General features: G+C 60.6%; 5 protein-coding genes and 1 tRNA gene. 3 read left to right on the plus strand and 3 right to left on the minus strand.

Features of this window, described 5'->3' with window-relative positions; all coding sequences use genetic code 11:
* Positions 1-20 precede the first annotated feature (20 nt).
* On the minus strand, positions 21-9,383 hold the full coding sequence (locus NSND_RS05480; protein ID WP_080878032.1) for a non-ribosomal peptide synthetase: 9,363 nt from the start codon (positions 9,381-9,383) through the stop codon (positions 21-23).
* Positions 9,384-9,663: 280 nt separating this feature from the next.
* Between NSND_RS05480 and NSND_RS05485 the strand changes: the two genes are divergently transcribed.
* Together NSND_RS05485 and NSND_RS21810 are read left to right on the plus strand one after the other, a co-directional pair.
* Positions 9,664-9,751 (plus strand) — tRNA-Ser (locus tag NSND_RS05485).
* A gap of 444 nt (positions 9,752-10,195) precedes the next feature.
* The gene (locus NSND_RS21810; RefSeq protein ID WP_255373845.1) at positions 10,196-10,330 is read left to right on the plus strand and encodes a hypothetical protein; all 135 of its coding nucleotides are present in this window, start codon (positions 10,196-10,198) and stop codon (positions 10,328-10,330) included.
* Here the strand turns inward: NSND_RS21810 and NSND_RS05490 are convergent.
* Positions 10,327-11,832: a DUF2779 domain-containing protein gene (locus tag NSND_RS05490; RefSeq protein ID WP_080878033.1), complete on the minus strand. Its 1,506-nt coding sequence runs from the start codon at positions 11,830-11,832 to the stop codon at positions 10,327-10,329. The genes NSND_RS21810 and NSND_RS05490 overlap by 4 nt on opposite strands.
* Positions 11,833-11,927: 95 nt before the next feature.
* Between NSND_RS05490 and NSND_RS05495 the strand changes: the two genes are divergently transcribed.
* Complete coding sequence (locus tag NSND_RS05495) at positions 11,928-13,265, plus strand: MATE family efflux transporter (RefSeq protein ID WP_080878034.1); 1,338 nt, start codon at positions 11,928-11,930, stop codon at positions 13,263-13,265.
* 5 nt (positions 13,266-13,270) lie between these two features.
* Here NSND_RS05495 and NSND_RS05500 read toward each other — a convergent pair whose 3' ends face one another.
* Positions 13,271-14,638: a 2-dehydropantoate 2-reductase gene (locus NSND_RS05500; protein WP_080878035.1), complete on the minus strand. Its 1,368-nt coding sequence runs from the start codon at positions 14,636-14,638 to the stop codon at positions 13,271-13,273.
* Positions 14,639-14,723: the final 85 nt, after the last annotated feature.

Genomic DNA, 14,723 nt, shown 5'->3' on the forward strand with positions numbered 1-14,723 from the left:
GCATTCATGAATAATCCGGGTTAAGCGGCTCTTGAGGAAGGCCCTTTCCCCTGATCCTCCGATTTGTTCCGGAGCGTCGCCCAGGCTTCCTGCCAAAACGTCTTGAGATGGTGCGCCAACTCCTGCACATGCGGCGCGACAAATAACCGCCCCGAATCTTCGGCCGGCAGATAGATCGTACGGCTCATGCCCAGCGCGGATTCGCCGAAGACCAACCGCGTATCATCGCTGGAATTCGTCAGCGGATGTTTGGAGGCAATCACGTTCAAGACCTGTCCGCGGAACGGTTTCAAATCGTAACGCGCCACCGCATGGAAGGTGGCATAGGTCACCTGATCCTTGTACAGAAACTCGTCCTGATGCTCGGCCGCTTCGGTATGGTGCATGAGATTCCAAATCCGTTTCAACTTGCCTCTCCAGAACGACGGCCACTCCTGGATCGGCAGTCTCCGCATGAGACGAAGGTACGTCGTGATCTTCATCCACACAAATAGGATCGGCCAGAGCAGGTAGGGAGGTCGACTCCAATGCGTCAGGTAGGATCGCGGGTGCCAGGATTCCATGACAGCCAGAATCACCTGCTCTCCCTGCGCCATGAGCTGTTGGGCGATCTCATAGGCCGCCAGCCCGCCCGTGCAAGTTCCACCGATGAGGTACGGTCCATGCGGTTGAATCGACCGTATTTCCTCGATGTAATGCGCGGCCATCTCCTCCACGCGCATGAACGGTTTTTCTTTTCCGTCGAGTCCGCGGGCCTGCAGTCCATAAAACGGTTGGGCATCCCCGAGCAACTTGGCCAGGCGGGCAAATACGAGCACATTGCCGCCGACCCCCGGAACCGCAAAAAAGGGAGGATTTTTCCCCTCCGGTTGAATCGCGACCAACGACCGCCAGCGCACGGTGCACCCTTCGCCGGCCAGGACATCCGCCAATTGTTCGATCGTGGGCGCCTGAAAAAGTACCGCCATCGGCAGGCGGATGCTGAACGTCTGCTCGATGGCGCTGAACATCCGGAGCGCCAGCAGGGAATAGCCGCCCAGCGCGAAGAAGTTGTCGCGCACGCCGATGGGTGTGATTCCCAGGACCTGCTCCCAGATGGCCACCAACTGCAATTCAACTCGATTCCTGGGCTCAATCGGCTGGGCGCTGTCATGCACCGGCTCCGCCACCGGCGCTGGCAAGGCGCCACGATCCACCTTTCCATTCGACGTAAGAGGAAATTCGTTGAGCGGCACAATCGCCGCCGGCACCATATAATCCGGCACCATGTCTCGCAGGGCCCGTCGAAGCGCCTGCGGATCGCAACGGCGCCCTTCTCTCGCCACCACATAGGCCACCAGCCGCTTGTCTCCCGGTGCATCTTCCCGCACGATGACCACCGCTTGCTTCACCGTCGGATCGTCCGCCAGGACCGCCTCGATTTCTCCGAGTTCGATCCGGAACCCGCGTAGTTTGACCTGATAATCGATACGCCCGATATAATCCAACCGTCCGTCAGGCAGCCATTTGACCTGGTCACCCGTGCGGTAGAGCCGCTCGCCCGCCCGGAACGGACTGGAGACGAATCGCTCCGCCGTCAGCTGAGGAGCACCCCGGTATCCGCGCGCAAGCCCCATCCCGCCGATATACAGTTCACCCGGGATTCCCACCGGGACCGGTTCCCGGTTCAGATCCAACACATAGACCTGAGTATTCGCAATCGGCCGCCCGAGAGAAATCGTGCGTTCAGCAGTACGCACGCGCTCCAACGTCGACCAAATCGTCGTCTCCGTCGGTCCGTACACATTCCAGGCCGATCCCGCTCGGGCAAGCAGCTCCTGGGCTAATTCCCGCGGCAAGGCTTCCCCGCCGCACAGCACTTTGAGCTGTCGCCCCCCCTGCCATCCTGACTGCAACACCATCCGCCAGGTGGCAGGCGTCGCCTGCATCATGGTCACTGCGCCCTGATCAAGTTCGCGTTGCAGCCATGCTCCCTCCATCGCCTGAAGGCGACCGGCCAGAATAATGCGGGCCCCGACCAGCAACGGAAGATAGAGCTCCAAACCGGCGATATCGAACGACAGCGGCGTGATGGCCAACAGGACGTCCCGGCTGCCGATTCCCGGCTCCTGTTGCATGGAGTGGAGAAAATTGACCAGTGCGCGATGTTCGATCTCCACGCCTTTCGGCTGCCCGGTCGATCCCGAGGTGAACAGCACGTAGACGAGATGCTCGGGTTTCGCGAGGGGCTCAGGATTACACTCCGAATATCGTGTCAGTGACTCCGCCTCCCCGTCCAGACAGACCACCCGAAGCTGGTGTTGGGGAAGCCCTCCCAGGAGCGTCGAGTCTGTCACAAGCACCGCCGCGTGACTGGCTTCGACCATGGCCGCCAACCTGCGGATCGGCAATCCGGGAACCAGCGGCAGATAGGCGCCACCGGCCTTCATGACCGCCAGGAGACCGATCAGCAAATCGGGAGACCGTTCGAGAAACACCGGCACCACCACATCCGGGCCCACGCCCTGTTCCCGCAAGCGATGCGCCAGCCGATTCGCGCGCCGATTCAGTTCCCCATACGACAATTCAACGCCTTCACACACCACGGCGATCGCATCCGGAGTCCGGCCGACCTGCGCTTCAAATAGTTGCGGGAAACAGGTCTCTCGCTCCACCGGCCTGTCGGTCGCGTTCCATTCATGAAGGATCCGATGTTGTTCCTGTTCCGTGAGGATCGCCACACGTCCGACCTTCTCTTCCGGATGCTCCGCGATGACCTCCATGAATTGACGGTACTCCGCCAGCCAACGTTCGGCGGAGGTGCGGTCGAACAGGTCCGTGTTGAACTCCAGATAGGCTTTTCGCGAAGCCAACGGGTCGATCGACAAACCGAGATCGAGCTGTGCCGCACCCCGACTGACTTCATAAGGGGTCCACGACAGATGCTGAAACTCCGTCCGGGCGAAGGGGGTATTGGCGAAGTTGAACAGAACTTGTACCAGGGGCAACCCACCCTGGCTGCGATCCGGGCGCAGCTCTTCCACGAGCTTTTCAAACGGAATGTCCTGGTGCGCATAGGCATCGAGGGACAGATCTTTCACCTTCTGCAGTAATTCGCGGAAGGTCAGTTCCCCCGTGACATCCGTCCGCAACACCAGCGTATTCACGAACGTGCCGATCAAATCCTCAATCTCCAGCCGATTACGGTTCGCGATCGGCGTCCCGATCACCAGATCACGCTGCTGCGTGAGGCGATGCAGGAGGCCGAAGAATCCGGCCAGGAACACCATGTACAACGTGACGCCTTCGCGCACGCTGAGCTGCTTGAGGCGATTCACGAGCGCCCAGGACAGGTCGAGAGAGACCTGATCGCCCTTGAACGAATGGATGGGCAACCGCGGCCGATCGGCCGGCAAGGCGAGCACCGGCAGATCCGTGAGTTTGGATTTCCAGTGCGCGAGTTGCTCAGCCAACACCGAACCGGTCAGCCATATCCGTTGCCACTGGGCGAAATCGGCATACTGGATCGCGAGGTCCGGTTGAATCGCGACGGGTTTCCCCGCACAGAACGCGTTGTAGCACTTCACCAGTTCACGGGCGATCACGCCGTACGACCATTGATCGGAAATGATGTGGTGCGTGCTGACCACCAACACATGATCCTCTTCGCCCAATTGAACCAGCAGAACACGCAGCAACGGACCCTGCCCGAGGTCGAAAGGACGGCGCGCCTCGCCGGTCGCCAGTTCTAACGCCCGAGCCTCGCGCATCTCACGGGGCAACCCGCGCAGATCTTCTTCCACCCAGAGCGGATCCAACGAGGTATGAACAATCTGGCGCGCCTGACCATCCACCGTGGCAAAGGTCGTCCGGAGTGCGTCGTGGCGCCGCACCAGCTCAGCCACACCCCAACGCAACGCCGCCCGATTGAGCGGACCGTGCAAGCGCACGCTCGCCGGAATGTTGTAGGCGGCGCCGGTCGGCGACAACTGATAGAGAAACCACATCCGTTCCTGCGCAAACGACAGCGGCAAGGGCGCTCCTCCCGCCGCTTTGGTCATCATTCGTCCGTCCCGAGCCGCCTGCTGCGTTACGCCCTCCTGAGATCGCTTGATCACCTCAGCCAGTGTCGCGATGGTCGGCCGTTCGAACACTTGTCGCAGAGGCAGGACGACTCGGAAGAGGGCTTGGACTCTGGACACCAACTGTGTCGCCAGCAGCGAATGGCCCCCCAGCTCGAAGAAGTTGTCATGCACGCCGACATCCTTCACATGGAGGATTTCCCCCCAGATGTCGGCCAGCACTTGCTCTGTGGGCGTCCGTGGGGCGAGAAACTCAGACGTGAGATCGACCTTGCTCGCGCGACTGTCCGTAGCGACACGGAGCGCAGCGCGATCCACCTTGCCATTGACGGTCAGGGGAAGCGTCTCCATCTCGACAAACATCGAAGGAATCATGTGTGCGGGCAACTGGCTCCGCAGCTGTTCGCGCAGCTGCACCAGTCCCAGTCGGTTCTGCGGACGAGGGACCATAAAGGCGACGATCCGCTTATCGCCCGGCTGATCTTCCCGCACCTCAACCACCGCACGCTCGATGTCCGGGTGCCGATTCAGCACCGCCTCGATCTCTTCCAATTCGATCCGATAGCCGCGGATCTTGACCTGACGATCCACACGGCCGCGATAGTCGAGTTGCCCGTCAGGTCGCCAGCGCACCAGGTCGCCGGTCCGATACAGACGGGCTCCAGGAAGGCTTGAAAACGGATCGGGAATAAACTTCGCGTCAGTGAGTTCCGGTCGGCCACGATAGCCTCGCGCCACCCCCACTCCGCCGACATAGAGTTCTCCGGGCACGCCCACCGGAACCGGTCGTCGATGCCGATCCAACACATAGACGGACGACTCAGAAATCACGCGCCCGATCGGCACGTCCTGGCGCAACTCCTCCTGTAGCCCGAGACCCGTGAGATCCGACCAGGTGACGGCGACCGTCGTTTCCGTCGGCCCATAGGTATTCAACAACCGAACCCTACGACCGATCAATTTGGCCCATCGCTGCACGATCTGAGGAAGGACACGTTCTCCACCGATGATCACCGTCTTCACCGACTCCGGGAAGGCTAGTTGCTCCAACTCCATTCGAGTGACGACTTCATGCCAGTAGGCCGTCGGCAAGTCCAACAGTGTCAGCTGCCAGTCGCGGCATCGATCCAAGAAGCCCGACACCGAATCGATCATCATCTGAGTGCGCAGCACCAACGTCGCGCCCGTCGTGAGGCAGGGAAAAATTTCTTCGGCGGCGGTGTCGAAACTCATCGACGCAAATTGCAGCACCCGGTCGCGCGAGTGGACACCCGCGATCTCCGTGATCGCCCGCACATAGTTGGCGATCGATCGGTGCTCGATCATCACCCCCTTGGGCTGGCCGGTCGAACCGGAGGTGTAAATCACATACGCCAGATTCTCCGTAGCGTCCGTGCCTTCGATGGCATCGTCCGGGAAACGGGCGATTTGGTCCCATTCGGAATCGAGACAAATCGTGTGGGGGTTCGTCGCAGGCAGCCGGGCGAGTTGATCCTGCTGCGTCACCAACACCCGGACCTGGCTATCTCTCAGCATGTATTCCAAGCGGTCGGTCGGATAGTCGGCATCCAGGGGCAGGTAGGCCCCACCCGATTTGAGAATGCCGAGCATGCCGACGATCAAGTTGAGCGATCGTTCCAGGCAGAGGCCGACGACCACACCGGGTGCGACACCCCTCCGGCGGAGGTAGTGAGCCACACGGTTCGCGCGCGCATTCAACTCCCGATAGGTCAATTCCTGGTCGCCCTGTCGAACCGCGATCGCATCAGGGGTGCGCAACACCTGTGCTTCGATCTGGCGATGGAGGCACTGTGCCGGCGCCTGCAGTTCCGGAGACTGTCCCCACGTCAGGACTGTCTCGCGACACTCCGCCTCGGACATGAGAGGCAGTGAGCCGATCTGCGCGGCGGGGTCGGCGACAAGCCCCTCCAGCACCCGCAGGAAATGCTGCTGCATCCGTGCCATCCGGTCGGGCGTAAAGAGGTCGTCTTTGTATTCGAAGTAGCCGGTTAACCCCTGCTCCGATTCGGCGAGCTCAAGGCAGAGATCAAACTGCCCGCTCTGCTGGGGAATCACATAGGCCTCCCAGGCAGGCAGGCACGATTCAGAAACAGATGACGACGACCCACTCATCCGGCCATCGAGTTCCGAGAGCAACCGGAACTGTTGCAACACGAACAGGATTTGCCCCAAAGGGGCGCGTTGACGATCACGGGCCGGTCGCAAGTCCGACACGAGCCGCGCATAGGGATAGTCCTGATGATCGAGGGCTTCCAGCAGAGTACGCTTAGTCAGCGCCAGCAATTCGCGGCCGGTCGAATCGACCTGAACCGTCTCCCGCAACACGAGCATATTCACAAAATCACCGACGGTCCGGGCGAATCGAGACCGGCTTCGACCGAATACCGGAGTGACCACGGCTGTGTCTTCCACATTCGTGTAGCGATACAGCAGGGCGTGAAGCGCAGTCAGACAGACGGCATACAGTGTCGTGCCTTCCGCCTGCGCGAATGCCTTGAGCCGCTCCGTCAATGCCCGATCGATATGGATCGCCTGCCACGCATATCGGCCTGGCGCAACCGTCGTCTGCTGCCGATCGTAGAGCATGTCATAGTTCGGGAGTTCACCTGCCAGCCGCGCCTTCCAATACTGAGCCAGCCGACCGCCCTCAGCACTCTCCATCAACGCGCGATGCCAACCGATGAACGCACCGTAGGGGGCCGGCTGGCTGCCGAGTCCGTTCGGTCCATCCTGAGGCATGAATCCGTCGGAGGCGTAATTCCGCTTAAGGTCCTCGACCAGGTGGATCATCGACCAACCGTCCACGGCGATATGGTGCGCGACCAGCAGCAACCACGCCTGTTGTTTCCCCTTGAATAACGACGCCCTCCACAAAGGGCCGTGCGCCAGATTGAACGGACTCGCCGCCGCTTCCATGGCTTCCCGCCGCGAGCGCGCCCAATCCCATGTGGAGGCATCAATGACCGTCCAGATCAAAGGCAACCGGGCATGAATTCGTTGAACCGGCACCTCGTCCTGCGTTTCATAGGTCGTCCGAAGCGTCGCATGGCGCTCACCGAGTCGATCAAGCGCCTGTTCCAGTACGGCCTGATCCACGTTGAACGGCAGAGGCAGAATGACGGAGACGTTGGCGGCGGCGCTATCCGGAGCCAACTGGCTGAGGAACCACAGAGCAGCCTGATTCTCGGACAGTGGGGCGACATTCTCCGCTGTGAGATTCTGGCCACCGGCAGCAGTGAGTTCACTGCCTTCCCGGAGTATTCCCGCTTCGATGGTCGCAGCCAGATCGCCGAGTGTGGCACCTCCCAGGAGATGCTGCAACGAAAGCGGAACCTGGAATGACTCTTCCACGCGATGCGAGACCTCAGCGGTCATCAACGAATCGAGCCCCAGGAGATGTATCGGCCGGTCATGAACGATGGCCTCTCGGCTGCACCCGAGGCGATCGGCAATCATCCCCTGCACATCCTGCTCAATCTGCCGCCGCCGCGCATCGGACGAGAGCGCGCGCAGATCTTCCAGGTTCACGACGGTTGCTTGCGCCTGTGACAGGGGCGCCGGCAAGACACTCTTCCCGATGATGGAAAGTTGGCCGGTCAGAAATTGATCGCGGCAGGCCCGTCGTTGGAGTTTTCCACTCGACGTCTTCGGCAGGCTCCCGGCTTTGATAAAGATGACGGAGGAAACATGGAGGTCATGCTGTTCGGAGACAGCAGAACGAATCGCGGCAGCCAGATCATCGACGGCCAAGGCCGTTGCCTGGCGCTCGACCTCCTGCACCACCACCACCACTTCCTCCCCCGCATCCTGGACGGAGAAAGCCCCTGCGCCCCCGCCCCGAAACAGCCTGTGGCTTTGCTCTACGGTTCGCTCAATATCCTGCGGGTAGTGATTTCTGCCTCGAACGATGAGCAGGTCCTTCAAACGCCCGGTGACAAAGACTTCACCGTCTCTGACGAACCCGAGGTCACCGGTCCGCAGGAACGGCCCTTCTCCCGTATCGCGAAGTGTCGCGCCAAACGTGCGCGCAGTTTCCTCCGGATTGTTCCAATATCCCTGGGTGGTGCTGGCTCCGGCCAACCAGATTTCACCGACCTGTTGCACGGCACAGCGGGACAGGGTTTCCGGATGGGCGATGACCACCCGGGTATCACCCACCGGAGCACCGCATCCAACGACCTGCCGGACGGGAGCGATACCGGCCTTGGCTTCCGACACCACCCCCCGTTCCAACGTCGCCGGATCCAGGGACAGCACCGTCGGTGCGACACTTTCCCGCTTCAAGGAGATCAACAGGGTGTATTCCGCCATCCCGTAGGCGGGGAAAAACGCTTCACGCCGGAATCCGGCCGGCGCAAACGCTTCGGCAAATCGGTCAATCGTATCGTGGGCGATCGGTTCAGCGCCGCAACTCGCAACCTGCCAACCGGAGAGATCCAGCCTTGCGCGATCTTCGGCTGCGATGGTCTCCACACAGCGACGGTACGCAAAGTTGGGCGCCCCACTGTGCGTGACGTGATACCGTTGAATCGCTTCGAGCCAGCGTAACGGCCGCTTCAGAAACGTGAGCGGCGACATGAGGTAGGCCGGGCGGCCGATCCAAGCAGGCTGGACGATTCCCTTCACCAATCCATAGTCATGGAAATGCGGCATCCAAGACAGGGTGACGGAATCCGCATCGTAACGGCCGGCCTCGGTGATGCACCGGCTCTGTGCGGTCATATTCCCGTGACTGACCATCACACCTTTGGGGGCGGAGGTCGAGCCGGACGTATATTGCAAGTAAGCCAGAGTGGAAGGGAGCGGATGGATCGACCTCCACTGAGCCGTCGAGTCCGGCCTGGACGCATCACAAATCACCCACTGTTCGAGCGGAATCGTGGTTCCTTGCGCCCGAACCAGCTCCAGAATCTGGTTGGTGCTCAAGGCTCCGGCCGCGCCGGCATCCTCGGCGAGACGCTGTACACGCGCGACACCCACCTTTGCACGATAGGCATCCGGCGGAGGGACCGGCACGGCCACTAACCCGGCATACAAGGCCCCCCAAAAGGCCTGGACGAATTCAAGACCGGGCGGATAGACGAGAAGCAGGCGATCTCCCGGAGCGAATCTGGATTGCAGATCACCGGCAATCGAGCGAGCTCTGGCATCGAGCTGTCTATACGTCAGGACGGTATCGGGGCTGATCCCATCGCGCAGGAAGACATACGCCGGCTGCTCGGGCTGGTGTTCGGCCCGCCAACGTAGGACATCGAGCAGGGTCTCGCCGGGTGGAATGCTAAGGGATGGATGTCTGACCACAGAATGCTCTACCCCAGTGGGACCGAGAAGCGGACAAGAACTATGCTTCGTAGCCTATATCGGATGGATGACTGGAAAAGATCAGTCACGAACTGTCTCCAACCGGTCTCACCACGCCAGGTGAGTCTACGGTGGAACCGATTCATCGCAAAACGGAATCACCTTTTCCTCACGTCGTGGCTTCCCCCTAAGGATGAAAGAAATATTCTCCAAGCACATGATTTCATTTGAAAGTTACGCTCGACCACGCTAAGCTGCACATCTTTGTCGGCCTGGTCACGGAGAGGTGCGAGAGCGGCCGAATCGGACGGTCTCGAAAACCGTTGTCCTGAAAGGGACCGTGGGTTCGAATCCCACCCTCTCCGCCACACCTGCGGCAAGGCCTCAAAACTCTGCCGGTGGGATTCGAACGGGGGTTCTGAAGGGGGTATGCCCCCTTCACGGGGTGACCGGAGCGAAGCGAAGGCGCGAGGGGGCCTGGCCCCTTAGCGGGAGCGCGTGCGAAGCACCTAAGCGCGACTTCGAGTTCCCACCCTCTCCGCCATACAAAGCTTGCTTGATCCCGGAGCCCAGGTAATGGTCTTGGCGACGGGATAATCACCAACAGTGCCCCACCTCTCCTGCCGACTGCTCGACCGGAGCCGTCTGTTGCTCAATAGCCCCTCGGTTTCCCCCCAACTCCCCGTAGTTCCTTTGGGTTTCAGCGACGTGTCGGCCCAGCACCTACCGAAGTTTTGGGCGCTCCCCCTCCTCCAGTGGTCTGTTCGTCACCACAGTTCCAGGCTACTCTCTGTTTCACACAGGAGGGCCGCATGTTTGAACAAACTGAAGCTGCGCTGGTGATGACGCTGTTGGCCTTGGGGGGAATCGCATTGATGGCGGATGAGTCGATCGAAACGACGTGCATGCAGATGGTGAAATGGCTTCGAACCAGAGGCAGGCGCTAACCGGCTCTTTTCTTCAACTCCTTCCGCAATTCGACCATGGCCAGGGTGTCGCGTTCGCAGTACCGCAGGAGCGCCTCTTCGATCTGCGCCTTCTCGATCCAGTCACTGACCGTAAAAATCATACGGGCATATTCGCAAGCTGCCACGCCCCCGTCACGGATAGCCAGATCCGCATAACTCAACGAGGGCACCACAGCCGGCAGGACGGCCTTGATCGAATAGCTCCCTTCGAAGGCCGGATGGTAGTAGTGGTCCCTGATGACAATGTGAAGGTCCCACAGTCTCGCGATCACCCGCTTCAGGTCCTTTCGCAGTGACGGAAAATCTTCAGCCAAACGCTCCAACACCGAACGTTCATAACTCGAATACACGCAGATACTACCTTCCCCACCCAACGAATCCAGCAACGTGACGGCCAACTCTTCACGCGGATCACGCCCGTCGCGGCAGAGATACTCGGCGTGGTCGAGCATCCCCTCAGGGTGTTCGATGTGGTTGGACCATTGAGTGGGAATCACCTGATAGGGCCTAGTATCCCCGAATTTCGGCACGGCCGGCATGAAGGTCTCGAAATCCAAATGATGCACGGGATACACGATCTTCTCCAGCGCCGACCGCAAGCCTTCCCCGATCCATTCCCGATTGTCCCTCACCCGTCGCTGTACCTGCGTCAACGTCACGTGATCGGGAATTTCGTCGATGGTCTCCACCCCCAACTCGCGCAGCTGAATGACCGTCTTGCTGCTCCCGGGCAGATGATAAATCCAGCGAGGCGGCTTCTCCTGCGTGCAATGCGCCCAGAAGGGACATTCGTAGGGGCTGTGACAATGTTCATCCGGGGCAATGGGCGGCGCCGACATCTCGCTCAACGCGGCGTGCATCGACGTCAGACGTGAGGGCACATCCGGCAACCGTGGGCGTATCGTTTCATTTAAGGAGCGGAGACTAAACAATTGGCCAAGGTCGAGTTCCACGCCGTCGAACACATACTGGGTGTTCACGTGCATGAGGCAGATGTCGTCGAGAACCAAGCCGGCCCCTTCGAGGACGTAACTCTGGATCGTCAAATCCTCCACATGGATCGGCTTCAACTTGGTGGAGGATTTCACTTCCACCAGCCGCCAGGTGGGTTGCCCTGACTCGTTCACCCCGACACGCTCCAGGACATCGACACGGATCAAGACCTGGTCGAACTGAAATGCGCCTTCGAAGATGGCCGACACCGTCGAATCCTGGAGAAGCTCCGCCGTCTGCGCCAGGGCCTCCTGAGATTGGCGGTACCCGGCCGTGACGAGGCGACCGCCGGGAAATCGCCGACGGGCGAGTTCCCCGAGATCCGTGCCCATGTCGAGAATTGCTTGGGTGGCCGCATCCGGCTTCGTGGCCAGCGCCGGAGCATGAATTTCCAGGTACAGACGCTTATGGCACTGCAGGCCCGACAGATATCGCGATTTTGACAGCCGATAGGAGGAACGAGCGGCAGGCTCGGGCGTGATCAACATGGATAGGTCCAGGCTACCGAAGCCGTGCGCCTCTTGTCCAGTCCCAGGAGAAGGACATCCTCGTCCGCAACCGAGTTCTGGTAGGATGACGCCCCATGGCAAACGGCGTCGCACAAATCAGACGATCGGTCATGACCCTCGCGCTCCCGGTGACGGTGAGCAGCCTGCTGCAGCGAACCGAAGGCATCGTCGCGGTCTTTCTCGTCGGAGGATTGGGCGCAATCCCCATTGCCGCTGTGGGGTTGGGCCAACTGCTTGCGTTTATCGCAACGACACTCGTGTCGGGTCTCTCGGTCGGGACCAACGTCATCATCGCTCAACAGTGGGGTGCCCGCCGGTATGAAGAAGCAGGCCAGGCCTCCCGGCATTTTCTAGGCCTGTCGATATTCGTGTCCTTCGCCCTGGCCCTGCTCGGCCTTTCGGCGAACGGACTCATCATGCAGCTGCTCGGAGCGCAGCCGGAGGTCATCGGCCTCGCACTCCCCTACTCAAACCTGATCTTTCTGGTCATCCCCTTCACCGTGCTTCTGGCAGTGCTCTCGTCGATTCTCCAGGGGACCGGGGACACCAAGACACCGATGTACGCCATGATCATGGTCAATGTGCTCCACATCGCCATTGCCTATCCGCTGATCTATGGCCAATGGGGATTGCCGGCGTTCGGCGTGAAGGGCGCGGCCGTCGCCGTTGGGATTGCGGAGGCGACCGGATCAGTCTATCTGTTGTTGCGCTGCCGGGCGATCCTCAAACCATCGAAGCGGCTCAGGCGAGACCTGCTCCGCACCATCTGGCAAGTGGGTGCTCCGGTCTCCGGAGAACGGATCGTGCAACAGGCCGGAATTCTGCTCTACACCAAAATCGTATTGATCTACGGCACGGTCTCCTACGCTGCGCATCAAGTCGGACTCTCAATTGAATCGCTCTCGTTCCTGCCTGGCTACGGCTTTGCCATCGCCGCCGCCACCATGGTCGGGCAAAGTATCGGCGCCGGCAAATACACCAGGGCCAAACTCGAAAACTGGGAAGCGAACCGGCTGGCGACGTTCATCATGTCCGCCATGGGCATCGTGTTTTTCTTTTTTCCCTATGCCCTGCTGCGCGCGTTCACCAGCGATGAAGCGGTGATCGAGCTGGGAACGACTTTCTTGAAGATCGTCGCGCTTCTGCAGGTGCCGTTGGCCCTGACCATGGTGCTGGCCGGCTCACTGCGCGGCGCGGGCGATACGCGATTCATCATGATCGCGACGATGATCGGCATGTGGGGCGTGCGTATCCCCATCGCGTTCGTGGCAGGCTACTGGCTGACAATGGGAGTGTTTTACGTCTGGCTGGCCATGATCGCGGACTGGACGCTACGAATGGCGCTCATGCTCTGGCGCTATCGATCGGAGCGGTGGAAATCGATCCGGGTGCTCCGTTCCTCGACGACGTGAACCGCTTAGCGTGAGCCCTCAGTCGAGCACTCCGGAGGCCTGACAGACGGCCGCGTATCCTTCCCCGATCCGGCCCGTACCTCGATGCGTCCCACCGCCTTCACGTTGGCGCAAAGATCACCCAGGCCCGGCGTCACCAGGCGGTAGGGACCACCCTTGCCGTCCGGTAGCGGCTGGCCGTCGAGTTCGTAGAGCAACAACCCGAAATCCCGCGCCTGTTGCAAGGTGAGCGTCGCCGCGTACTTGCCATCCACGGAATGGAATGTGACATGGTCGGCATCGACCGCAAGGGCTGGAATATCCAACAGGCCATTGACGCGAATGGCCCGGCCGCGCATCGACGGCATCAGCTGACTGATATCTTCGACATGTTGTGCTTGCGGCAGTTGCGCCAGCGCCGCTCGCGTAAGAGAAACCGGTTGGACGACCGCGCCATCTATCCGGACGACACCGGGACCAGCGGGCTCCCGCTCCGTGATGGCTTTCACCATCGCCGTTAACGCCTCGTTCACCGGTGTGGGAATCCCCAACTCCCGCCCCATACGAACAATGTAGCCGTTCAGATAGTCGATCTCCGTCGGGCGCTTGGCTTTCCAGTCATCGTACATCGAAGTGTGAATATCGCGCAGTTCCTGCGTCCACTTCACCACCTTCTCGGCCATATCCGGCGCCAAGGGCACCTTCACCGCCGCCGACACCGCCATCACTTCGCCCACGATCTGCCGGATCACACCGGCCATCTCCGGATGGTCCAGCGCCTTGGCCACCTTGTCGTCGATCAAGACCGTGAGGGGGTTAAAGACGCAGTTCCAGCACATCTTTTCCCATTTGCTCTTCCTGATATCGTCGCTGAGCTGGCAGGAAATGCCAGCCTGCTTGAAGATCTCCGCAATCTGCAGCACGCGTTCGCTCTTGTGGCCCATGAGTTCGCCGATGGCCACGCCGCCCCGCTTGTAATGTTCAATGACGCCGGGCGCCACGATCTTCGAGTAGATGAACGCCACACCGCCGACCACAGAGTCGCGATGCACCCGGGCGATGATGCGATCTTCCGTATCGATGCCGTTTTGAAGCGTGAGCATGACCGTACGCTCGGTGATCACCGGCTCCAGCTGCGCCATGACTTCATCGAGGTCGTAGGCCTTCACCGCCAGAATGATGAGATCCGGTGGCGCCAGCTCTCGCGGATCGGAAGCCGCCGGTGGATGCACGGTGAAGTTGCCCTTGGCACTTTTGATCATCAAGCCATGGCGCTTCACGGCCTCCAGGGTGCGGGGTCGCAGAAGAAACGAGACGTTCGGATTATTTTTTGCGAGATGGGCCCCGAAGAAACCGCCGACGGAACCAGCCCCAACCACCATGATCTGCTTCATGAGACTCCTCACTCGTTGCGTTCGAAAGGACGGTACTATAGCATGCAGCCGCGCACCTGAAACAGTGATCGCTCCCTCGCGTTGA

The organism is Nitrospira sp. ND1 (assembly GCF_900170025.1).
Classification (GTDB): Bacteria; Nitrospirota; Nitrospiria; order Nitrospirales; family Nitrospiraceae; genus Nitrospira_A.